Genomic DNA, 21,793 nt, shown 5'->3' on the forward strand with positions numbered 1-21,793 from the left:
GGAATGATTTCATTATGACAATGAGCATTGTCTTATGGAAACATCATACCAGCTCTGCCGCTACTGGGGCGTTCAATTGAACAGCGGCGCGATTTCCGTGCACATGGGCGGCGAGGCCGCGAGCGGCTGCCGCCCATACCGTGCTCGTGGTCAGAACGCGTAGGTCGCGCGCCCGTAGATATACCGACCCGAGCGGCCGAACGGCGCATAGGTCGAGAACGGCGTATTGCCCGTGGTGTTGAGCGCCGGCGGCAGCGTTTCCGGATACTGGTCGAAGACATTGTCCGCGCCCAGGGCCAGGGTCAGCTTGGGCGTGACGGCGTAGCGTCCCTCCAGGTCGACCACGGTCTTGGCGCCGAGCTCGAAGTCGAAGGCCGCCGTGGTGCCCGGCGACAGCACCTCGCCATAGCGCGTGGCGCGCAGGGTCGCGCCCCACGGGCCCAGCTTCCAGTTGACGTTGGCGCTGATCTTGTTCTTCGGCTGGCCCTTCTCGAGCGAGAGCACGTTGACGCGGTCGAACAGGACTGGCGATGGGCTCAGGTTCGACAGCTGTTCGGTCACCGGCACCTTGGTCACCTCGGTGTCGGTGAAGTTGCCGGCCAGCGTGAAGTCGAAGCGGCCCGCCGCGCCGGCGTTGTGCGCCCAGTTGACCACCACGTCCACGCCCTTGGTCGTGGTGTCGACGCCGTTGATGAAGAAGCGCCCGCCGCCCACGCCGATGAAGCCCTGGCTGGCGATGTAGTCGCGCACATTGGCCTGCGTGAGGTTCTCGGACAGGATGATGCGGTCGTCGATGTCGATGCGGTAGGCGTCGACCGTCACGCTCACGCCGCCCAGGCGCAGCACGGCGCCGAGCGAGGCGTTGACCGATTCCTCGGCGTCCAGCGGCTTGGCGCCGAGGGCCACCGCCACCGGGTCGGACGGCTTGAAGGTCGTGATCTCGTAGGGAACGCCGTTGATGAAGTTGGTCGAGGTGGCGGTGAAGTGCTGCTGCTGCGGCGACGGCGCGCGGAAGCCGTTCTGGATCGCGCCGCGCAGCGCGAACGCCTTGTTGAAATCGTAGCGCAGCGCCAGCTTGCCGGCCACGCTGTTGCCGAAGTCCGAATATTTTTCGGCGCGCACCGCGGCGGAGGCGAGGAGCTCGGGCGTGACGTTCGCTTCGAGGTCGATGAAGGCGCCGACCGCGTTGCGGTGGGCGTCGACCTCGTTGGCCGGGCGGAAGCCCGGGAACACCTGGGCGCCCGGCGCGGCCGGCGTCCCGTTGGGCAGCACCTCGCCGCCATAGCTCCACGACTGCTCTTCGCCGGCGAACAGCTCATAGCCTTCGCGGCGCGCCTCGACGCCCACCGCCACGTTCAGCGGCGACGACAGCGAGGCCAGCTCGATGCTGCGCACGCCGGTCAGGTTGAACACGGCCTGGTCGTACGAATAACCGCCGGCGTAGAACTCGGTCTTGCTGGTCGGTCCCAGCGAGCGGTTCAGGGTGTTCTCGATCGTGTACTCCATCTTGTTCTTGCCGTAGCCGAGCGAGGCGTCCATGTCCCATTGGCCGGCTTGCCAGGTCACGCCGCCCGTCATCGAGAAGTCCTTGACGGTGGGGGAGATCAGCGGCAGGAAGCCGTCCGGATAGATCGACAGGATGTTGCGGGCGTCCTGCGGCGGGCGGAAGTAGCCGGACGAGGTGGCGTCGCGGTCCTGGTAGCTCGCCCAGCCATAGACCTTGACGCCGCCGCCCAGGTTGTTGCCGGCGTTGGCGAACAAGGTGGCCTGGTCGAGGTCAGGTTCGCCGGTCCAGGCGTTGAAGCGGTCGATCGTGTTCTCGCGCGGATCGAAGGCGCCGTTCACCCGTGGGTACTGCTGGCGCATGTCGTAGCCGCCACGCTCGGTGCGGTTCTGGTCGCGGTATTCGGCTGCGATGGTCAGGAAGCCGGATTCGCCCAGGGCCAGGCCCTTCCACAGGCTGACGGTGGCGGTCTGGCCGTCGGTGCGCTTGCGCGAATCCGGGCCGCTCCAGGTGCCGCCGGCGGGCGCCACATCGTTCCACAGATCGTACTCGGACTTGCGCGCGCCATAGGTGACGCTCGCTTCGCCGCCATCGCGGTCGGTGCGCAGGCGCATATTGACCACGCCCGAGATCGCGTCCGAGCCATATTGCGCCGCAGCGCCGTCGCGCAGCACCTCGACCGATTTCACGATCGCGGTCGGGATCGTGTTGAGGTCGACCGCCGCCGAACCGCGGCCGATCGAGCCGTTCACGTTGACCAGCGACGAAGCGTGGCGGCGCTTGGAGTTGACCAGCACCAGGGTCTGGTCGGGCGCCATGCCGCGCAGGGTGGCGGGACGGATGGTGTCGGTGCCGTCGGTCAGCGAGGGCCGCGGAAAGTTCAGCGAGGGCAGGGCCATCGACAGCGCCTGGTTCATCTCGGTGCTGCCGGCGTTCTTGAGGGTGTCGGACGAGATGATGTCGACCGGCGCGGCGGTGTCGAGCGCGGTGCGGTTGGCAACGCGGGTGCCGGTGACCACGACCGTGGCGGCATTGCTGGCCGACTCGGCCTGTGGTGTGGCCTCCTGGGCATGGGCGGCGCCCGCGCACAGCGCGGCGATGGCGAGAGCGAGTGCTGTTTTTTCCGTCCTGGCTTTCTGCATGGTGCTGATTCCTTTTTTTCTACGGCGGTGGTCCTGGGAAAGGGCGAGGCGGTTGCCTCTGGTCCATACTGCGCAGCACCATTCATGGTGTCAATTCGTTAAAACCGCCGCCGTGCATCTTTACAACAATTATCGAAATGTCAGGTTTATGTAAGAACATGTGAAGCGCATAAGCAACGCTCATGCGGTGCGCATGAATTTATCTCCCTGTAAGAATTTTGCTATTGCATGGCATTTTTAAATGCTACTGTTTGGAGGTAATTAATTCCATTGCTAGACCGGGGATATCCTATGCGTTTGTGGACACCGCTTGCCGTTTTGCTCTTCCTTGCCTCGTCATGGGGCCACGCCGATCCCATCGATGACTTCATCAAGGCGGAAATGCAGCGCAGCCAGACGCCTGGTCTGAGCCTGGCGATCGTGCGTGATGGGAAGATCATCCGCGAGCAGGCATACGGCCTGGCGAACCTCGAACACCAGGTGCCGGTCAAGCCAGCGACGTTGTTTCAGGCCGCGTCGATCGGCAAGCAGTTCACGGCCGCGCTGGTCATGCTGCTGGTCGAGGATGGCAAGCTCGGGCTCGACGACCCGGTCGCGCGCCACTTGCCGAACACGCCGCCGGCCTGGAAGGACGTCACCGTGCGCCACCTGCTGACGCATACCTCGGGCCTGGCCGACCCGGGCAACAGAATCGACTTGCGCAAGGATTACACGGACGACGAAATGATCGCGATCGCCGGTGCGCTGCCGCTGGATTTCCAGCCGGGTGAAGACTGGGCATACAGCAACGTCGGCTACCAGCTGCTCGGTTACCTGTGCACGAAGGTCGGCGGCAAGTTCTATGGTGACCAGCTGCGCGAGCGGATCTTCGCACCGCTGGGCATGTCGGCGCGCGTGATCAGCGAGCGCGATATCGTGCCGCATCGTGCGGCCGGCTACGAGCTGGTGGACGGGCAGGTCAAGAACCAGGAATGGGTATCGCCGACGATGAACGCCACCGCCGACGGCAGCCTGTACGTGACGGCGCACGACCTGGCCCTGTGGGACCTGGCGCTGTATGGCGACAAGCCTTTGACCGCGCGCATCCGCCAGGCCAGCTGGACGCCGGTCACCCTCAAGAACGGGAACACCCAGCCATATGGCTTCGGCTGGAGCCTGGAACCGGTCAACGGCCACCGGCGCGTCTGGCACAACGGCCGCTGGCAGGGCTTTCGCAGCGTGATCCACCGCTTCGTCGACGACCGGCTGGCCGTGATCGTGCTGGCCAATTCGACCTCGGCGCCGGTGGAAAAAATCGGCAACCAGGTCGCCCGCATGGTCTTGCCGGCCCTGGTGCAGCATCCGATCGCCGACACCGAGCCTGCAGCCACCGCGCGCGCGAAAGAGATCCTGGCATATTTCGAGCGCGGCGAGCAGCCACCCGGGCTGTCGGCATCGGCCAGGGAATTCTTCTCGCCCCAGTTCATGGGCTGGGTGTGGGCGGACATGCGGGACTTCGGCAAGCTGTCCGAGGTACAGCCGATGGAACGCGGCGAGAAGAACGGCAAGCGCCTGTATGTCTACCGCGCGCGTTTCGCGCATGACGACGTCACGATGAAGTTCTCGCTCAACAAGGCCGGCGAGATCGAGAATGTCGAGCTGTTGCCGGAGTGACGTATAGTCCTGGTGGTAGCCCACGAATCTTCACACTGGCAGAGGCAAGATGACAGCACTGTTCCCGGATTTCCGCGCCTTGCGGGTCGAAGTCGACCCACTGGTCACCATCAATGGCATCGTCGGCGGCGAGGGCCCGCCCTTGCTGCTCCTGCACGGCCACCCGCAAACCCACGCGATCTGGCACAAGGTCGCGCCCCAGCTTGCCGAACGCTTCACGGTGGTCGCCTGCGACCTGCGCGGCTATGGCGACTCGAGCAAGCCGCAAGGAGAGCCCGACCACGCCAACTACAGCAAGCGCACGATGGCGCTCGATGCGCTGGCCGTCATGCGTTCTCTGGGCTTCGAGACCTTCAGGGTGCTGGCCCACGATCGCGGCGCGCGCGTGGCGCACCGGCTGGCGCTGGACCATCCACAGGCAGTCGAGCGGATGGCGTTGCTGGATATCGCGCCGACCCTGGCGATGTACGAACAGACCTCGGAAGCGTTCGCGCGCGCCTACTGGCACTGGTTCTTCCTGATCCAGCCGGCGCCCATGCCCGAGCGCCTGATCGAGGCCGACCCGGCCGCCTACGTGCGCGACGTGATGGGCAAGCGCAGCGCCGGCCTGGCGCCGTTCGATCCGCGCGCGCTGCGCGAATACCAGCGCTGCCTGGCGCTGCCGGGCGCGGCGCACGGCATCTGCGAGGATTACCGCGCCGCCGCCGGCATCGACCTCGAACACGACCGGTTTGATCGATCCGCCGGCCGCAAGCTCACGATGCCGCTGCTGGCATTGTGGGGAGAGCAGGGCGTGGTGGGGCGCTGTTTCGAGCCGCTCGAGGAGTGGAAACGCGTGGCGGACGACGTGCAGGGCGGGGCGCTGCCCTGCGGTCACTACATCGCGGAAGAAGCGCCCGAGCTGCTGCTCGGGCGCGTGCTGCCGTTCCTCGGGGAGTGACTCAGGCGGCGGCGCCCGCGAACTCGATGGTCGCCGTCAACCCGCGGCCGCCTTCGCCGTCCGACAGCACGATGATGCCGCCATTGCGCGCGGCGCCGCGTTCGGCGATCGCCAGTCCCAGGCCGCTGCCCGACTGCTCCTGTCCCGGCACCCGGTAGAAGCGCTCGAACACCTTGTCGCGCAGGTCGGGGGCGATGCCCGGTCCCTGGTCGGCGATCGCCAGCCGATAGATGTGGCCGATGCGGTGGAGGCGCACCGCGATGCGGCTGTCCTGCGGCGAATACTTGATCGCGTTGCTGATCAGGTTATCGACGGCCGACGCCATGCTTTCCAGGTGCAGCGGCACGCTGCCGTCGCCATCGGCGTGGAACTCGATCTCGATATTGCGCTGCACCGCCAGGTGGGCCGCCGTCGCCACCCGGTCGCGCACGAACTCGGCGACGTCGGTCTGCGGGCAGGGATGGTCGAGCTGCGGCTCGGCGCGCGCCCGCTCGAGGGCCAGCAGCTGGTGCACGGTGTGGGTGGCGCGCGCCACGCCGCTTCGCAGGCCCGCCGCCGGTTCGGCGCAGCGCTCGGCCATCTCGCTGCCGGCGCGGCTGAGCAGCACGTGGGCATTGATCTGGATCGCCGCCAGCGGCGTCTTGAGCTCGTGGGCGGCGTCGGTCAGGAACTCGTGTTCGTGCTCGATGCGCTGCGACAGGCGCGCCATCAGGCCGTTGATCGCGTCCACCAGCGGCGACAGTTCGCGGTAGGTGGAATCCGGCAGGGGCGTCAGGTCGCCGTCCGAACGCTGGGCGATGCTTGACGCGATCGAGCGCAGCGGACGCAGGCCGATGCCGACGATCAGCCAGGCGGGAATCAACAGCAGCGGCAGGCTGAAGATGGTCGAGGACAGCAGGAATCCGACGCCGCCGATCGAGAACATCCATTCGTCGTCGACTTCGTGGCTGCGCTCGACCAGGATGTCCTGGGCCTTGTCGTGCGCTTCCCAGCGCACCCAGGAATAGGCGTCGCGGGTGGCGACTTCGGGCAGCCGGTCGGGCCACTGCGGCGCCGAGTTGTAGACCAGGCGGCCGTGCAGCCAGACGCGCACCCGCACGTGCGAGTGGTAATCCAGTTCCTGGAACATGCGCACGCGGTTTGCCTCGATCTCTTCCAGTACCGGCAGCATGCGCGCCACATCCGGGCCGACGTCCGACAGGTGGGCCTGGATATTGGCGGTATGCGCCTTGTTCTCGCTGAAGGTGCGGCTGCGCTGGGTGGCCTTGGCTTCGAGGAATACCCACACCAGGCCGATGATGGCCACGCCGAGGATCACGCCCGCGAAGCTGAACATCAGGCGCTGGAACAGCGACGACGGCCGGTTCGCCAGCCGCCTAAGCATCCTGCTGCACCATGTAGCCGACGCCCCGCACGGTGCGGATCACGCCCTCGCCGATCTTCTTGCGCAGGTTGAAGATGTGCACGTCCAGGGTCTGGCTCTGGCCCTCGCCGGCGGGCAGGGCGCGCCGCTCCAGTTCGACCCGCGTCAATACCCGGTTGGCCTGCTTCATGAGCGTCAGCAGCAGCGCGAACTCGGTCTTCGACAGGGTGACCGGCTGGCCGCCGCGCGTCACCGCCATGCGGTTCTCGTCGAGCACGATGTCGCCCGCCGTCCACAGGTTCTCTTCCAGCGTGCCGTGGCTGCGGCGCACGATGGCGCGCAGGCGCACCAAGAGCTCGGGGATCTCGAACGGCTTGATCAGGTAGTCGTCGGCGCCCAGGTCGAAGCCCTTCAGGCGGTCTTGCAGGCTGTCGCGCGCGCTGATGATCAATACCGGCAGGCGCACGCCGTCGGCGCGCAACGCGCGCAGCAGGTCGTTGCCGTCGCCGTCGGGCAGGCCGAGGTCGAGCACCACCGCGTCGAAGGCCTCGTCGCGGATGCGCGCCCCGGCGTCGGCCGCGAGGCGCAGCCACACCGCCGTGTGGCCCTCGTCCTGGAATACCGACAACAGCGCCTGGCCGATGGCGAGATCGTCTTCGATCATGAGAATTTTCATGGCGCGAGTTTACCAGCGCCGCGTAGCGACAGGGCTTTGGTGAATCTTCAGATTCGCTTCAGCGCATGCGTTGACCCCGCCCGCGCGATATTGGACCATCGCATCCAACCAACACCAAGTTGGAATAAATATAATCAGGAGACAGACATGACGACACGTCGGGATGGCGCGCGGCGCCAGGCTTTTCAGTTGCATCCGCAGTTGAATCCGATTGCGGGCGCCTGCGCGCTGCTGTTGATGGCGGCGCCCCTGCACGCGCAGGAAGCCGGCGCCCAGGACCCCGAAGACGCGGTCCGCCCCGCGGCCACGGTCACGGGCGAGGCGCCGATCGCCACCGTCAACGTGTCCGGCATCCGGCGCGGCATCGAGGCGGCCATCGAGATCAAGCGCAACGCGACCTCCATCGTCGAAGCCGTCTCCGCCGAAGACATCGGCAAGCTGCCCGACACCACCGTCGCCCAGTCGATCTCGCGCCTGTCGGGCGTGACTACCCAGCGCAGCAAGATCAACGGCAAGGCGACCGAGGTCAGCGTGCGCGGCATGTCGCCGACCTTCAACGGCTCGCTGCTCAACGGCCGCGAGCAGGCCTCCACCAGCGATGCGCGCAGCCCCGAATTCGACCTGTTCCCGTCCGAGCTGACCGGCAGCGTGCTCGTGTACAAGACGCCGGACGCCAGCCTGATCGGCCAGGGCCTGGCCTCGACCATCGACCTGCGCACGCTGCGCCCGCTCGACTTCGGCAAGCGCATGTTCGCGGCCAATGCGCGCAAGGAGCGCATCGGCTTCGGTTCCGGCTCCGACCTCGGCTCGGGCCACCGCAAGACGCTGACCTACGTCGACCAGTACTTCGGCCGCAAGCTGGGCCTGTCGGTCGGCCTCACTTCGTTCAAGCAGGACAACGGCGGCGAACTCAAATTCGACAGCTGGGGCGCCAACACCGCCGACATCGACTACAACGGCCAGACCGTCAAGGCGATCAACGGCTTCATGGCCGAGACCTCGCGCCGCAAGGCCGAGCGCGACGGCGCCTCGGTCACCCTGCAGTTCAGGCCCAACGACAAGTTCCGCTCGACCTTCGACGCGTTCTACTCGCGCGGGGAAGAGGCGACCAAGAAGACCGGCCTCGAAGGCGCGATCGTCGGCGGCACCGGCATCTACGATCCGAACGCGGTGCTCACCGACGCCACCATCGAGAACGGCATCGTCACCGCCGGCACCTTCAGCAACTACAAGGGCGACGTGCGCAACCACCTGTTCTCGAACAAGGACCGCCTGCTGTCGCTCGGCGTGAACAACGAGCTGAAAGTGGGCGAGTGGCGCATCGTGAACGACCTGTCGTACTCGAAGGGCACCAAGCGCATCAGCAATTTCGAGACCATGGCTGGCCAGCCGGGCAACACGCCCGAGAGCCAGCTCGGCTCGATCAGCTACAGCGGCTTCAACGGCAACAACTTCGCCGACGTGCGCTACAGCCCGAGCCTGAACTACGCCGACCGCAACGTGGCCGTGCTGACCGACGTCGCCGGCTGGGGCGGCGGCCCGCTGTCGCCGCAGGCCGGCTACCTGGCGTTGCCGACCATCGACGACAAGGTGCAGGCCGTGCGCCTGTCGGCCGAGCGCGACACCGACTGGGGCCCGCTGGCCGCAGTGCGCTTCGGCGTCAACTACACCAAGCGCGACAAGTCGCGCCTGGGCGAAGAGGGCCGCCTGTCGGTGCGCGGCGGCGACGGCTATGCCAGCATCCCGATGCCGGGCAGCGGCATCGAGGTCGCCGGCCCGACCGGCATCCCGGTCGCCTCGTTCGATCCGACCGGCAGCCTGGGCTCGCTGTATGAACTGAACCGCTGGGTCGACGCCACCGTGCTGGCGCGCGACTGGACGGTGGGCGAGAAGGTCACCACCGCCTACCTGATGGGCGAACTCGACGGCACCCTGATGTCGCTGCCGTACAGCGGCAATATCGGCGTGCAGGTGGTCGACACCCGCCAGCGCGCCAGCGGCAACCAGGTCGACCTGGCCAACTGCACCGGCATCACCACCGACACCTGCCCGGCGGTCGTGAAAACCGGCGGCATCGACTATACCAAGGTCTTGCCCAGCCTGAACCTGACCTTCGACCTGGGCAACGACCAGCTGCTGCGCCTGGGCGCCGGCAAGCAGGTCTCGCGCGCCAACCTGGACAACCTGAAGGCCAGCATGAACTTCGGCCTGCAGAGCGCCACCGCCGAGGACCCGGCGCTGACCGGCTTCGCCGGCAATCCGGAACTCAAGCCCTATGAAGCGCGCGCGCTCGACCTGTCGTACGAAAAATACTTCGGCAAGAAGGGCTATGTCAGCGCCGCGCTGTTCTACAAGAAGCTCGACAACTACGTGATCAATGCGCCGCAGATGTTCGACTTCGCCCAGTACACCAGCGCCAGCACGCCGCTGCCGACCACCGGCCAGTACGCCGGTTCGACGATCGGCTTCCTGACCATGCCGCAGAACGGCGAGGGCGGCATCATGCGCGGCATCGAGCTGTCGGCCAACCTGCCGTTCGGCCTGGTCATGAACGCGCTGGATGGCTTCGGCGTGCAGGTGAACCATTCGCACACCGATTCCTCGGTGCGCCTGCCGACCAGCGCCTTCGTCACCGGCAGCAATGCGCCGGTGTTCAACGGCGCGGTGTCCGAGATCGGCCTGCCGGGACTGTCGCGCAATGTCACCAGCCTGCGCCTGTACTACGAGAAGCACGGCCTGCAGGTGTCGCTGGCGGCCTACCGCCGCTCCAGCTTCATCGGCCAGATCCTCGACTACCGCAGCGAATCGCAGTTCACCTTCATCAAGGGCGAGACGATTGCCGACGCCCAGGTGTCCTACGATTTCCAGGGCGGCATGCTGCAGGGCTGGTCGGCGTTCCTGCAAGGGCATAACCTGACCAACGAACCGTTCCGCGAGTACACCAGCGATCCGACGGTGTACACCAACACCGTCACCTTCGGCCGCACCTACTCGGCGGGTCTCAACTACAAGTTCTGACCATGACCGGACTGCCCATGAAACCCGTTCTTGTCCATGCCCTGGCCACGCTGGCGCTGCTGGCCGCCGCGCCGGCGGCGCTGGCGGCGCCGGCCACCGATCCTTATCAGCCGCGGGAGTACGTGCGGTTCCAGCATGCCGACTGGACGAAGAACGCCACCATCTACCAGATCAATACGCGCCAGTTCACGCCGGAAGGCACGTTCAGGGCCGCGACCGGCCAGCTGCCGCGCCTGAAGGAGCTGGGCGTCGACATCCTGTGGCTGATGCCGATCCACCCGATCGGCGAAGTCAAGCGCAAGGGTTCGCTGGGCAGTCCCTACGCGGTGCGCGACTTCCGCGCCGTGAATCCCGAGCTGGGCACGATGGCCGACCTGCGCGCTTTCGTCGAGCGCGCCCATGCGCTGGGCCAGCGCGTGATCATCGACTGGGTCGGCAACCACACCTCGTGGGACAACGTGCTGATGACGCAGCACCCGGACTGGTACGCCAGGGGCGCCGATGGCAAGCCGCAGCCGACGCCCTGGTTCAACTGGGACGACATCATCGACCTCGACTACGGCAAGCCCGAACTGCGCCGCTACATGCTCGAAGCGATGAAGTTCTGGGTGCGGGAGGCCGGCATCGACGGCTATCGCGTGGACGCCGCCGGCCTGGTGCCGCAGGATTTCTGGGACCACGCCAGCCGCGAGCTGCGCGCCATCAAGCCGGTGTTCATGCTGGCCGAGTGGGAGAGCCGCGACATGCACCGCGACGCCTTCGACGCCAGCTATGCCTGGACCTGGTGGGACGCGCTGCACGACATCGCGCGCGGCCGTTCGGACGCCACCCGCCTGCACGCGTATTACGCCTGGAACGCGAAGTTCTATCCGCGCCAGGCCTACCGCATGCTGTACACGACGAACCACGACAAGAACGCCTGGGACGGCACCGAGTTCGAAGCCTTCGGCCCGGCGGTCGACGCGGCGATCGTGTTCAGTTTCGTCAGCGAAGGCATCCCGCTGGTCTACAACGGCCAGGAAGCGGGCAATACCAAGCGCCTGGCCTTCTTCGAGCGCGATCCGATCGCGTGGAAGGCGTCGCCATACACGGCGCTCTACAAGAAGCTGATCGCATTGAAGAAGCAGAACACGGCGCTGTGGAACGGCGAATACGGCGCACGGATGGTGCAGGTGCCGAACAATGCGCCGGCCCAGGTCCTGAGCTTCGTGCGCGCCAACGACAAGGACAAGGTGTTCGTCGTCCTGAACCTGTCGGACAAGCCGGTCACGGCGAGCTTCGACAAGACGCTGCATCACGGGTCGTACCGCGACTTCGCCACCGGCGCGAAGGTCGAGGTGGGCGGATCGCTTGATGTTGAGATGGCACCGTGGAGTTACCGCGTGCTGGTGAAGTAAACAAGGAGAGATATGGTTTCCAGATTCATGAATGTCAGCCTGGCCACGCATTGCTGCGTGGTGCTGGGCATGGTGGTGAGCAGCAGCGCTTTCGCGCTTGATGCGACGAGCGCGAGCGTCGAGTCGCCGGGCAAGGTGCTGAACGTGTCGGTGCAGGTCGCGCCGGACGGACGCCTGTCGTACCAGGTCGAACGCAAGGGCCAGCAGGTGATCGCGCCGTCGCGCCTGGGTTTCGTGCTGGGCAGCGACAAGCCGCTGGACGCGGGCTTCAAGATCGAGCGCCAGGTGGTCACCGACCATGACGGCACCTGGGAACAGCCCTGGGGCGAGCGCCGCATGGTGCGCAACCACTACCGCCAGATGCGGGTCGACGTGAAGAAGAACGACGGCCGCCGCCTGGCGATCGTGTTCCGCGTGTACGACGACGGCCTGGGCTTCCGCTACGAGTTCCCCAAGCTGCCGAACAACCGCGCGCTGCACATCGCCGACGAGCTGACCGAATTCGTGGTCGCGCAGCCGGCCACCGCCTGGTGGCAGCAGGCCGGCGAAGTCTGGGCGCTGGAATACCCGATCCAGAAGTCGCCCCTGCGTGAAGTGGGCATGGCCAACACCCCGATGACGGTGCGCATGGAGAACGGCACCCACATCGCCTTCCACGAGGCGGCCCTGGTCGACTATGCCTCGATGTGGCTGCGCCGGGTCGAGGGCCAGCGCCTGCGCGCGCACCTGACCCCGTCCGCCACCGGCAACCCGGTGGTGCGCACCGGCGCCTTCACCACGCCATGGCGCACGATGCAGATCGCCGACGACGCGGCCGGCCTGTACATGTCCGACCTGGTGCTGAACCTGAACGAACCGAACAAGCTGGGCGACGTCTCCTGGGTCAAGCCGTCGAAGTACGTCGGCGTGTGGTGGGACATGCACCTGGAAACCAAGTCGTGGGCCTCGGGTCCGAAACACGGCGCCACCACCGAGTACACCAAGCGCTACATCGACTTCGCGGCCAGGAACGGTTTCCGCGGCGTGCTGGTCGAGGGCTGGAACCCGGGCTGGGACAGCGACTGGGCCGGCAACGGCGCCGACATGGACTTCACGAAGGCGCATCCGAGCTTCGACATCGCCGCCGTGACCGACTATGGCCGCAAGAAGGGCGTGCACCTGATCGGTCACCACGAGACCGGCGGCAATGTCGCGCACTACGAGAAACAGATGGACGCGGCCTTCAAGCTGTACGCGAAACACGGCGTGGACAGCATCAAGACCGGCTACGTGACCGACGGCGGCGCGGCCCAGTTCATGGGCAGGAACGGCAAGGTCCACTTCGGCTACACCGATTCGCAAGAGGGCGTGCGCCACTACCAGAAGGTGGTCGAGGAGGCGGCGCGCTACAAGATCGCGATCAATACCCATGAGCCGGTGAAGGACACCGGCCTGCGCCGCACGTATCCGAACTGGATCTCGCGCGAAGGCGCGCGCGGCGTCGAGTACAACGCCTGGGGCAATCCGGTCAACAGCGTCGACCACGAGGCCAACCTGGTGTTCACCCGCATGCTGAGCGGCCCGCTGGACTACACGCCGGGCATCCTGAGCCTGGAGGGCAAGGACAAGAAGCCGTTCAACTCCACCCAGGCCAAGCAGCTGGCCAACTTCGTCGTGATCTATTCGCCGGTGGTGATGGCGGCCGACCTGATCGAGCACTACGAGCGCTATCCGGGCCCGTTCCAGTTCATCAAGGACGTGCCGACCGACTGGGAAGACACCCGCGTGCCGCATGGCGCGGTGGGCGAATACGTGACCATCGCGCGCAAGGACCGCGCGTCAAGCGCCTGGTACGTCGGCTCGGTGACCGATGGCGCCAGGCGCACGCTGGACCTGAAGCTGGACTTCCTGGACGCCGGCAAGACCTACGTGGCCGAGATCTACCGCGACGGCGACAACGCCGACTACCGCGACGACAAGCGCCGCTTCGACATCGTGATCGAGAAGCGCAACGTCACCAGCCTTGACACCATCAAGATGGTGCTGGCGCCGGGCGGCGGGCAGGCGATTCGGCTTGTGCCCGTGAAGTAACGGAACGTCGCGCACGACGCGAACGCGCATGGACCGGAAGCACCGGCCCTGCGCGTTCGGCGGATTTGGCATATGCTGTCGGATTGTCCATACCGCGTTGGCGCAATCCGAGTCCGTCGTCCCATGTCCACATCACCGTCTTCACCTTCCACGATATCCCCCGCCGCTTCCGGCACCGTCATGCAGATCCTGTTCTCGGTCGCCTTCGTTCACCTGCTGAACGACTGCGTGCAGGCCGTGCTGCCGTCGATCTATCCGCTCCTGAAGCATGAATTCGACCTGACCTTCGCCCAGGTCGGCCTGATCACCCTGACTTTCCAGTGCACCGCCTCGCTGCTGCAGCCCTGGATCGGCCTGTACACCGATAGGCGTCCGATCCCCTTCCTGCTGCCGGCCGGGATGTGCGTGACCCTGCTCGGCGTCGGCCTGCTGGCCTGGGCCGGCAGCTTCCCGATGCTGCTCACCGCGGCGGCGATGATCGGCATCGGTTCCTCGACCTTCCACCCCGAGGCCTCGCGCGTGGCGCGCCTGGCCTCGGGCGGGCGCTTCGGCTTCGCCCAGTCGCTGTTCCAGGTCGGCGGCAACGCCGGCTCGGCGCTCGGACCGCTGCTGGCGGCGGCCATCGTGGTCGGACGCGGGCAGGGCGAGATCGCCTGGTTCATGCTGCTGGTGCTGGTCGCGGTGGCAGTGCTGGTCGGCGTCAGCCGCTGGTACAGCAACCACCTGATGAACATGGTCAAGAAGGCCGCGCAGCACGCTGGCCCGGCGCTGCCGCGCAAGAAGGTGGTCCAGGCCCTGGTGGTGCTGGCGCTGCTGGTGTTCTCCAAGTACATCTACATGGCCAGCCTGCAGACCTATTACACGTTCTTCCTGATCGAGAAATTCCACCTGCCGGTCGGCACCGCCCAGCTCTACCTGTTCCTGTTCCTGGCTTCGGTCGCCGCGGGCACTTTCGCCGGCGGCCCGATCGGCGACAAGATCGGCCGCAAGCGCGTGATCTGGTTCTCGATCCTGGGCGCGGCGCCGTTCACCATCATGCTGCCGTATGCGAACCTGTTCTGGACCGGCGTGCTGTCGGTCGTGATCGGGCTGGTGATGTCGTCGGCCTTCTCGGCCATCGTCGTCTTCGCCCAGGAGCTGGTGCCGGGCAAGGTGGGCCTGATCTCGGGCATCTTCTTCGGCCTGATGTTCGGCATCAGCGGCGTCGGCGCGGCGGCCATGGGCCATATCGCCGACATCCACGGCATCGAGCAGGTGTACCGGATCGCGTCCTTCCTGCCGCTGCTTGGCATCATGGCGGCGCTGCTGCCGAAGATCGAAGGGGCGAAGCGGTAGCGCTTCAAGACTCGAGCGCGCCGCGCCGCTCCAGGCGCTTGTAGTACAGCAGCGACCACGCGGCCGGCAGCAGGACCGAGGCGACCAGGACGCCGATCGCCCAGCCGGTCGGCGCGCGCAGCAGCAACAGCAGCAGGGCCAGCGCGGCGCCCGCCACCATCGAACGAGCCGCCATCCGGTGCGTCGCGTACCAGACCCGCGCATTGGCCAGGGCCCAGGGCGTGCGCACCCCGAACCAGAAATTGCGGCGCACCTTGCCCATCACATTGCCGGTGAAGGCGAACAGCAGCGCCAGCCCGGCCAGCATGGCCCGGCCCATGTCCACGCCGCCGCTGTACGCCGACCAGGCGTGCAGGCACTGCAGATAACCGATGAAGGCGACCAGCATCACGCCGCCCTGCCACCAGGTCGGCGCGAAGGCGTCGGTCGTGAAGCGGCTGGGCGACAGGAAGGGCAGCGTGACCCAGGCGGCGATCGTCGCCAGCATGCCCGCGCTATAGATGAAGATCGCCATGCGTGGGCTGAAGCCGTCGGCCATGCCGGCGGCGTTCCAGTGGGTCGGGATCGACGTCGGCATGCCCGGATACAGCCAGGCGCAGAAGCCGAACGCCGCCAGGGTCAAGAGAACGGACAGCATCAGGAATCGCTTTTTCATTTCTTCTCTCCTTGTTTTGCTTGTGCCAGGTCCATGGTCCAGGCCAGGACGTCTTCGAGCACGGTGGTGTTGAGGGCATACCAGATGGTCTGGCCTTCGCGCCGGCTGGTGATCAGGCCAGCCGCTTTCAGCACGGAGAAATGGTGCGACATGGTCGGCTTGGTCATGTCGAAACGCGCCGCCACCTCACCCGCATTCATCTCTTCATGCCGCAACAGGCGCAGGATCTCGCGCCGGGTCGGATCGGCGATGGCCTTGAAGACGTCGTTCAGCGGAATGGACATTTGATGAATATCTAATTAGATGATGATCTAAATAGTGGTGTGGTTTGTCGATGGTGTCAAGCGCGGATTGCGGCCCTGGCGCTATCATGGGCGTCTTTTCCACTGTCAGAGAATCGCTCATGCAACTCAAGGACATCCAGCGCATCGCCGCCTTCGACGACAACGGCCAGGGCGGCAATCCGGCCGGCGTCTGGATCGGCGCCGTCTTGCCGGACGCCGCCGAGATGGCCCGGATCGCGCACGCGGTCGGCTTTTCGGAAACCGCCTTCGCCGCGCCGGAGGGCGAGGCTTGGCGGGTGCGCTATTTTTCGCCTGAATCCGAGGTGCCGTTCTGCGGCCACGCCACCATCGCCCTCGGCGCCGCGCTGGCCCGCGCCCACGGCGACGGCCGCTACGCGCTGACCCTGAACGCGGCCAGCATCACGGTCGAGGGGCGGCGCGAGGGCGAGCGGGTGCACGCGGCGCTGCAGTCGCCGCCGACCTGGAGCCGGGCGGCCGAGCCGCAACTGGTCGATGCGGCGCTGGCGCTGTTCGGCTACACCCGGGCCGATCTCGATCCGCGCATCGCGCCGGCGCTGGCCCATGGCGGCGCCGACCACCTGGTGCTGGCGCTGTCGAGCCGCGCGCTGCTCGCGGCGATGCGCTACGAGCTGGACGCCGGCAGGGCGCTGATGCTGGAACACGGCCTGGTGACGGTCGTGCTGGCCTGGGCCGAGCATCCGCAGCTATTCCACACCCGCAATCCCTTCGCCTCGGGCGGCGTCTACGAAGATCCGGCCACCGGCGCCGGCACCGCGGCGCTGGCCGGCTACCTGCGCGACATCGGCTGGCCGCATGGCGGACGGATCGAGATCGTCCAGGGCGAAGACATGGGCGCGCGTTCGCGTTTGACGGCCGAGATCGGCGACAAGGCGGGCGGTTCGATCCGCGTGTCAGGAACGGCGAGGTTGATGTAAAGCAATACTTGTGATTTCTAGTGGTTTTCGTTGGGCAAAGCCAACAACTTTGTCATAAAACTACTGGTGTACTTACTATTAAATAGAGGGCAAAAAGCACGCCTGCTCAACAGTTCGAATTTCCGTGAGCGGATTGATAATTTGATCCAGACCAAATCTGTTTCAACTTATCAACCAGGAGTACCGCCATGGAGCTGTTCCCAGCAGCCGTGTTCAACCCCCCGAAAGCGACCCGTCCGCGCACCGCGCGCGCGCCGGTCGCTGGAGGCGCGATCGAGCGTTTGCCGTTCACTGTCCGCCGGGTAGAAACCGAAGCGGATCTTCTCAAGGCCGTGCGCATCCGCCACGCCGCCTATGCCCGCCATGTCCCGGATTTCGCCCGCAGCCTGGCGCAGCCCGAGGCGGCCGACTACGATGCCGACACCATCGTCCTGCTGGCCGAGTCCAAGCTGGACGGCACGCCGATCGGCAGCACCCGCATCCGCACCAACCTCTACCGCCCCCTGGGCGTCGAGGAATCGATCGTCCTGCCCGACTGGCTGCAGGGCAAGCGCCTGGTCGAGGCGACCCGCCTCGGCATCGACGAAGGCCGGGTCGGCCGCATGGTCAAGATTGCACTGATCAAGGCCTGCTTCATGTATTGCGAAGACAACGCTATCGATTACTCGGTGGCGACCGGCCGTCCACCCGTGGACAGGCAGTACGATCAGCTGATGTTCGTCGACGTGTTCCCTGAATTGGGTCTGGTGCCCCTGCGTCACGTGGGCAATATCCCGCATCGCATCATGGCATTCGAGATCGCCACCTTCCAGCAGCGCTGGGCCGAGGCGCGCCACCCGATGCTGAACTTCTTCTTCAATACCCACCATCCGGACATCGACGTCGGTCCGGTCGCGCCGTCATCGCTGGCGCTGCCGCAACGCCCGTTGCCGCCGGCCAGCCGGCCACGCGTCGAACTGGCGTTCGCCTGATTCTCTCCTGATCGTCTTCCGGTCCGGCGGTGACGCCGTCAGCCGGGATCGCGGGGCGCAGCCTTGACGGGCTGCGCCCCGTTGCGTTCCTGCTCGGCCAGCTCGCGTGCGCGGGCCCGGGCCAGGTCGTGGTCCAGGAAAAACGTGAGGAAGGTGCGGATGGCCGCGATCGCGGCCAGCCGTCCCAGCACGTCCCAGCCGGGCGCGATCGTGGTGCCGACGATGTCGGCGGCAAGCTGGAAGGTAAGGGCGACCACCAGCCAGTCGCCGAAGCCGATGAAGGCCGCGTGCACCCGCGCCGGCGTGGCGGCGCCCCGCAGGCACAGCGCCAGCACGCGCGCCAGCGCCTCCAGCGCGCCGGCGGCCACGGTCAGCACCGCGAGCGCGTCGAGGGCGAGCGCGATCCAGCCGGCGGTCGCATGCACCAGCGCTTCCATCCCGCTCTTTCATTTTGGGCCAGTCACGATCATAAGCATTCTGCGGGTGCGCGCGGTAGTGGACCTTGGCCGTAGCGCTGTCGACGCACGACGTTCTTGACGAGGCAGGGGCACAAAACGCGGCGCCGACTGTCTACACACCATCAGCAGTGCGAAGCGCACCGGCGAATGGCGCCGGGGCGGCCCTGATGTTCCACCCCCTAGCTCCGAGAGGTCAGTCATGAAGACATTCACGCACAGCCCCCGCAGCCTCGCCATCGCCGCGGCGCTGCTCTGTTCACCGCTCGCCGCGGCGCAAGACGTGCTCCCAGTCGAGTTACTCGAGGAACGCAATCTGGTGGGCCTGGGTGTGTTCGCGGTGCCCGACTATTACGGCTCGTCCGATTACCAGGCCGCCGTGGCGCCGGTGTTGCACTACAACTTCGGATCCGACCGCTACGTCCGGGTGCTCGGTCCGGAGATCATGGCCAACCTGGTGCCGCGCAAGGACTGGCGCGCCGGACCGCTGATTCGCTGGCGCATGCGGCGCGACGACGATGTCGACGACGAGATCGTCTCGCGCATGCGTCCGGTCGCCACGGCCACCGAGATCGGCGCCTTCGTCGCCTATCACATGCCGCTGACGCAAGGCCAGCCGATGCACAAGCTGGTGTTCAGCGCCGACGTGGTCGGGAACACCAATAATGTGTACAACGGCGCCACCGGCAACGTGCGCGTCAACTACATCCACCCGTTCCCGCAGCCGGTCGCCGGCATGCAGCTGATCGGCAGCATCGGTTTTGGCCTGTTCTTCGCCAGTAACGACTTCAACCGCAAGTACTTCGGCGTCGGCGGAGGCGACGATTTCCTGTACCCGGAGCGGCTCGGCGTGCCCTATGACCCCGACCCGTCGGTCACCTCGATCAAGATTCCCTTCAGCCTGACGACCCAGCTGAACCCGGAATGGCTGATGACGGTCGGCGGGCGTTATGAGCGGCTGCTGGACGACGCCAAGGACAGCCCGGTGGTGGAGGGCCGCGGCGACGCCGACCAGTGGACGGTGGGGATCGCGTTCTCTTACCTGTTCTGAGAACGGCAGGGCGGCATGCCGGCGGGCGTTCCGACCCGCCGGCGCTGCCGGGACGTCGCTATCTGGCGAACAGGAAGGTCACGCTCAGGCGCAGGCCCCAGTCGCGCGGCCCGCCGCTCGGGCTGTCGGCCCAGTAGCGCAGGCCGGCGCCGATCGATATCGGTTGCCGGCCGACCTTGATCAGCTTGCTGGCGGTGACGATGACCGGCACCGACCACTGTTCCTGCTTCCAGTCGTAGCTGGACTCGGTGTTGATGCCGAAGGTCCAGGCGGTTTTGGTGGTGTAATTGAGGAAGGGCTGGATGAAGGTGGCGCTGACGTTCGGCCGGTCGTCATGGCCGGCGAAGGACCAGATGTGATTGGCCAGTGCGCCATACGTCCACGCGCCGTGCTGCCTGACCACCACGCCGGTCGGGCCGATGCCCCACTGGCGCGCGCTGAGCGCGCTCTCGCTGCCGGTGGGGAGCAGGAACACGGGCCCCGCGCCCCAGATGATGCCGTGCGCCGCGGGCCGCGACGGCGAGATGAAGAAGCTCTGGGTGATGTCGCCGATGCCGTGCTGGCTGCCGGCGCCGGGCGCCAGGTCGTGCTGGCTGACCAGTGGCGCGATGGTGCGGCTGATCAGGGTCCAATCCGGGTTGAGCGTGACGGGCACCACCGGCTGCACGTTCATGGTGTACCTGCGGCCGTCGCGCGTGGGACCATCATGCCGGTCATAATTGGACTGCAGCGGCACGCTGATCATCGCGGCCACGGGATTGGCGAGCTTCTTGGCCAGCTCCTGCTCCTCCTGCGCGCGGACGGGCTGGCAGGAGAGCCAGGCCAGGCCGGCCGCCGTCGCGCAAGCGCGCCGCGTTCTCATCCTGGAGGCGCGACCACGACGTAGTTCACGCTGGTGCCCGCGTACTGCGGCTGGTACCAGGTGCTGCCGCACTGCTGGTAGGTGACCCCGGCCCGGACCACGGCGACGCAGGACGACGGGATCGAATATGCCACCGAGCCGATCGCCGCCGCCGTCACCGCCACCGCGCCGGCCACCGCCAGCCCCGCGCCGGGGCGGTAGTAATCGTGGTCGACATCCACATTGATGTTGCGGTTGACGTTGACGTTGCGGTTGACGTTGGCGTGGCCGTTGACCGAGGTGCGGCTGACGCTGCTCGAGGCGTGGTAATTGCCGCCATAGGCGCCGCGATGCACCTGGGCGCTCCCGCTGCGGCTGACCGCCGCGCCGCCGACGCGTCCGGCGCCACGCTGGGCGGCGGCCTCGTAGGCGATGACGACGACCGCCAGCGCGAGCAGCGCACCGATGACGCGCCGATGTCCTGGAGTGAGCGGCATGGGTTCTCCCCCGTTCATTTGATGGACGCGACCTTGCCGTCGGCCGTCTGCAGCGCGATCTTCATCGCGCCCGGCGGCGGCCGGAAGGAGAAAGTGGCATCGGTGAAGCGCGGCGCGAGGTTCCAGCGCAGCCACACCGTATGGGTCGGTTCGCCCGGTTGCCCGCTGGCCGTGATCGCCAGCTTCAGGGGCAGCGGCGTCTTGCCGTCCTGGATCCATACCTGCCAGTCCACGCCTTCCTGGCGGTAGGCGTAGTGCCCGGCCTGCAGGCTGCCGACCGTCGCCGGGCCGATGTAATGCGCGGCCCGGATGTCGGACACCGGCGCCTGTTCCGTCCCCCAGTAGAACAGGTCGGCCAGCGGCAGTTCGATGCCGTATTTCGTGCCCAGCGCGTCGACGGTCTCACGCAGGGTCGGCGGGGCCGCGACGGTGGCGTAATACTTGAGGCGCTGGCCGTAGACGGTCACCGACTTGCCGTCATAGAAGATCTGGCGCTGCTTGCGGTCGTTGGCGACGTCGACCTGGAGGCGGTCGGGCCGGCGCACCCTGAGGTTCGCCGTGCTGTCGAACTGCAGCTTCATGCCGTCGTCCATCACGGTCTCGGTGGTGGCGCGGCCGACGACTTCGAAAGCGGGCAGGGTGCGCAGGTAGGCGCCCATGGCGCCGAGGGCGGAAACGGCCTCGGGCTCGAGATCGGGCTGCGAGGCCGGGGCCGGGGCCGGCGCGGTGGGCTGCGCCGGTGGCGCGTTCTGCGGCGCCGCCAGGCAGGCCAGCGGCATCCAGGCCGCGGCGCACAGGAATCGGATCGGGACAGCCCGCATATGCCTTCCTTTCGTTTGCGAACAGACTACGCCGGGCCGTTTGATGCGCCGTGCGACCGGCCGCCATGGGACTAGTGAGCCATCGACGCGGCAGGCGCGCAATCGGACCTAAGCCTTACTGTCAATGAAAAACCGTTGTGAAATCGCCCTGGATGGCCTAATAA

At 66.7% G+C, this 21,793-nt stretch carries 18 protein-coding genes; 9 read left to right on the forward strand and 9 right to left on the reverse strand.

The window, feature by feature from the left end; all coding sequences use genetic code 11:
• Positions 1 to 150: 150 nt before the first annotated feature.
• Complete coding sequence (locus tag LO55_RS14995) at positions 151 to 2,646, reverse strand: TonB-dependent receptor plug domain-containing protein (protein ID WP_071362068.1); 2,496 nt, start codon at positions 2,644 to 2,646, stop codon at positions 151 to 153.
• Between the two features lie 291 nt (positions 2,647 to 2,937).
• Between LO55_RS14995 and LO55_RS15000 the strand changes: the two genes are divergently transcribed.
• Complete coding sequence (locus LO55_RS15000; protein ID WP_071362069.1) at positions 2,938 to 4,299, forward strand: serine hydrolase domain-containing protein; 1,362 nt, start codon at positions 2,938 to 2,940, stop codon at positions 4,297 to 4,299.
• Between the two features lie 49 nt (positions 4,300 to 4,348).
• Positions 4,349 to 5,239 (forward strand): alpha/beta fold hydrolase, encoded by an 891-nt coding sequence (locus LO55_RS15005; RefSeq protein WP_071362070.1) that lies wholly within the window; start codon positions 4,349 to 4,351, stop codon positions 5,237 to 5,239.
• A 1-nt stretch (position 5,240) separates the two neighbouring features.
• Here the strand turns inward: LO55_RS15005 and LO55_RS15010 are convergent, their stop codons facing one another.
• Positions 5,241 to 6,623 (reverse strand): ATP-binding protein, encoded by a 1,383-nt coding sequence (locus LO55_RS15010; RefSeq protein WP_071362071.1) that lies wholly within the window; start codon positions 6,621 to 6,623, stop codon positions 5,241 to 5,243.
• Positions 6,616 to 7,266 carry a response regulator transcription factor gene (locus LO55_RS15015; RefSeq protein WP_307188251.1) on the reverse strand — a complete coding sequence of 217 codons (651 nt, stop codon included), beginning with the start codon at positions 7,264 to 7,266 and terminating at the stop codon, positions 6,616 to 6,618. The genes LO55_RS15010 and LO55_RS15015 overlap by 8 nt, the downstream gene beginning before the upstream one ends.
• Positions 7,267 to 7,425: 159 nt before the next feature.
• Between LO55_RS15015 and LO55_RS15020 the strand changes: the two genes are divergently transcribed.
• The 4 genes from LO55_RS15020 (at position 7,426) to LO55_RS15035 (ending at position 15,098) form a co-directional block, all read left to right on the forward strand.
• Complete coding sequence (locus LO55_RS15020) at positions 7,426 to 10,296, forward strand: TonB-dependent receptor (RefSeq protein ID WP_071362073.1); 2,871 nt, start codon at positions 7,426 to 7,428, stop codon at positions 10,294 to 10,296.
• Positions 10,297 to 10,313: 17 nt separating this feature from the next.
• On the forward strand, positions 10,314 to 11,693 hold the full coding sequence (locus LO55_RS15025; protein WP_083415337.1) for an alpha-amylase family glycosyl hydrolase: 1,380 nt from the start codon (positions 10,314 to 10,316) through the stop codon (positions 11,691 to 11,693).
• 12 nt (positions 11,694 to 11,705) lie between these two features.
• Positions 11,706 to 13,763, forward strand: coding sequence for a glycoside hydrolase family 97 protein (locus LO55_RS15030; protein ID WP_071362074.1), 2,058 nt, complete (start codon positions 11,706 to 11,708; stop codon positions 13,761 to 13,763).
• Positions 13,764 to 13,943: 180 nt separating this feature from the next.
• The gene (locus LO55_RS15035; protein ID WP_071362075.1) at positions 13,944 to 15,098 is read left to right on the forward strand and encodes an MFS transporter; all 1,155 of its coding nucleotides are present in this window, start codon (positions 13,944 to 13,946) and stop codon (positions 15,096 to 15,098) included.
• A gap of 4 nt (positions 15,099 to 15,102) precedes the next feature.
• Here LO55_RS15035 and LO55_RS15040 read toward each other — a convergent pair whose 3' ends face one another.
• Together LO55_RS15040 and LO55_RS15045 are read right to left on the reverse strand one after the other, a co-directional pair.
• Positions 15,103 to 15,753 carry an SdpI family protein gene (locus LO55_RS15040; protein ID WP_071362076.1) on the reverse strand — a complete coding sequence of 217 codons (651 nt, stop codon included), beginning with the start codon at positions 15,751 to 15,753 and terminating at the stop codon, positions 15,103 to 15,105.
• Positions 15,750 to 16,037 (reverse strand): autorepressor SdpR family transcription factor, encoded by a 288-nt coding sequence (locus LO55_RS15045; RefSeq protein WP_229410149.1) that lies wholly within the window; start codon positions 16,035 to 16,037, stop codon positions 15,750 to 15,752. The genes LO55_RS15040 and LO55_RS15045 overlap by 4 nt, the downstream gene beginning before the upstream one ends.
• Before the next feature lie 119 nt (positions 16,038 to 16,156).
• On the opposite strand from LO55_RS15045, the gene LO55_RS15050 reads away from it, so the two are divergent.
• Both LO55_RS15050 and LO55_RS15055 read left to right on the forward strand, forming a co-directional pair.
• Complete coding sequence (locus LO55_RS15050; RefSeq protein WP_071362077.1) at positions 16,157 to 16,993, forward strand: PhzF family phenazine biosynthesis protein; 837 nt, start codon at positions 16,157 to 16,159, stop codon at positions 16,991 to 16,993.
• A 188-nt stretch (positions 16,994 to 17,181) separates the two neighbouring features.
• Entirely contained in the window at positions 17,182 to 17,964 is a 783-nt protein-coding gene (locus LO55_RS15055) for an N-acyl amino acid synthase FeeM domain-containing protein (protein ID WP_071362078.1), read from the forward strand.
• Between the two features lie 38 nt (positions 17,965 to 18,002).
• Here LO55_RS15055 and LO55_RS15060 read toward each other — a convergent pair whose 3' ends face one another.
• Positions 18,003 to 18,401 carry a DUF1622 domain-containing protein gene (locus LO55_RS15060; RefSeq protein ID WP_071362079.1) on the reverse strand — a complete coding sequence of 133 codons (399 nt, stop codon included), beginning with the start codon at positions 18,399 to 18,401 and terminating at the stop codon, positions 18,003 to 18,005.
• A gap of 220 nt (positions 18,402 to 18,621) precedes the next feature.
• Here LO55_RS15060 and LO55_RS15065 point away from each other — a divergent pair, with 220 nt between their 5' ends.
• On the forward strand, positions 18,622 to 19,470 hold the full coding sequence (locus tag LO55_RS15065; RefSeq protein ID WP_071362080.1) for a MipA/OmpV family protein: 849 nt from the start codon (positions 18,622 to 18,624) through the stop codon (positions 19,468 to 19,470).
• A gap of 58 nt (positions 19,471 to 19,528) precedes the next feature.
• Here the strand turns inward: LO55_RS15065 and LO55_RS15070 are convergent, their stop codons facing one another.
• The 3 genes from LO55_RS15070 to LO55_RS15080 are packed head-to-tail and all read right to left on the reverse strand — an operon-like array spanning position 19,529 to position 21,629.
• Positions 19,529 to 20,332, reverse strand: coding sequence for a hypothetical protein (locus LO55_RS15070; RefSeq protein ID WP_071362081.1), 804 nt, complete (start codon positions 20,330 to 20,332; stop codon positions 19,529 to 19,531).
• Positions 20,329 to 20,808, reverse strand: a complete 480-nt coding sequence (locus LO55_RS15075) for a hypothetical protein (RefSeq protein ID WP_071362082.1) — start codon at positions 20,806 to 20,808, stop codon at positions 20,329 to 20,331. The genes LO55_RS15070 and LO55_RS15075 overlap by 4 nt, the downstream gene beginning before the upstream one ends.
• Positions 20,809 to 20,822: 14 nt before the next feature.
• The gene (locus tag LO55_RS15080) at positions 20,823 to 21,629 is read right to left on the reverse strand and encodes a DUF2092 domain-containing protein (RefSeq protein ID WP_071362083.1); all 807 of its coding nucleotides are present in this window, start codon (positions 21,627 to 21,629) and stop codon (positions 20,823 to 20,825) included.
• Positions 21,630 to 21,793 lie beyond the last annotated feature (164 nt).

Origin of the sequence: Massilia timonae (genome assembly GCF_001866515.1) — a bacterium.
GTDB lineage: Bacteria > Pseudomonadota > Gammaproteobacteria > Burkholderiales > Burkholderiaceae_D > Telluria > Telluria timonae.

Coding starts and splice junctions, on each gene's coding strand:
- LO55_RS15065 (WP_071362080.1), top strand. CDS start 18,622: ATGAAGACATTCACGCACAGCCCCCGCAGCCTCGCCATCGCCGCGGCG.
- LO55_RS15080 (WP_071362083.1), bottom strand. CDS start 21,629: ATGCGGGCTGTCCCGATCCGATTCCTGTGCGCCGCGGCCTGGATGCCG.
- LO55_RS15050 (WP_071362077.1), top strand. CDS start 16,157: ATGCAACTCAAGGACATCCAGCGCATCGCCGCCTTCGACGACAACGGC.
- LO55_RS15000 (WP_071362069.1), top strand. CDS start 2,938: ATGCGTTTGTGGACACCGCTTGCCGTTTTGCTCTTCCTTGCCTCGTCA.
- LO55_RS15020 (WP_071362073.1), top strand. CDS start 7,426: ATGACGACACGTCGGGATGGCGCGCGGCGCCAGGCTTTTCAGTTGCAT.
- LO55_RS15010 (WP_071362071.1), bottom strand. CDS start 6,623: ATGCTTAGGCGGCTGGCGAACCGGCCGTCGTCGCTGTTCCAGCGCCTG.
- LO55_RS15030 (WP_071362074.1), top strand. CDS start 11,706: ATGGTTTCCAGATTCATGAATGTCAGCCTGGCCACGCATTGCTGCGTG.
- LO55_RS15025 (WP_083415337.1), top strand. CDS start 10,314: ATGAAACCCGTTCTTGTCCATGCCCTGGCCACGCTGGCGCTGCTGGCC.
- LO55_RS15075 (WP_071362082.1), bottom strand. CDS start 20,808: ATGCCGCTCACTCCAGGACATCGGCGCGTCATCGGTGCGCTGCTCGCG.
- LO55_RS15045 (WP_229410149.1), bottom strand. CDS start 16,037: ATGTCCATTCCGCTGAACGACGTCTTCAAGGCCATCGCCGATCCGACC.
- LO55_RS15070 (WP_071362081.1), bottom strand. CDS start 20,332: ATGAGAACGCGGCGCGCTTGCGCGACGGCGGCCGGCCTGGCCTGGCTC.
- LO55_RS15005 (WP_071362070.1), top strand. CDS start 4,349: ATGACAGCACTGTTCCCGGATTTCCGCGCCTTGCGGGTCGAAGTCGAC.
- LO55_RS15060 (WP_071362079.1), bottom strand. CDS start 18,401: ATGGAAGCGCTGGTGCATGCGACCGCCGGCTGGATCGCGCTCGCCCTC.
- LO55_RS15055 (WP_071362078.1), top strand. CDS start 17,182: ATGGAGCTGTTCCCAGCAGCCGTGTTCAACCCCCCGAAAGCGACCCGT.
- LO55_RS14995 (WP_071362068.1), bottom strand. CDS start 2,646: ATGCAGAAAGCCAGGACGGAAAAAACAGCACTCGCTCTCGCCATCGCC.
- LO55_RS15040 (WP_071362076.1), bottom strand. CDS start 15,753: ATGAAAAAGCGATTCCTGATGCTGTCCGTTCTCTTGACCCTGGCGGCG.
- LO55_RS15035 (WP_071362075.1), top strand. CDS start 13,944: ATGCAGATCCTGTTCTCGGTCGCCTTCGTTCACCTGCTGAACGACTGC.
- LO55_RS15015 (WP_307188251.1), bottom strand. CDS start 7,266: ATGATCGAAGACGATCTCGCCATCGGCCAGGCGCTGTTGTCGGTATTC.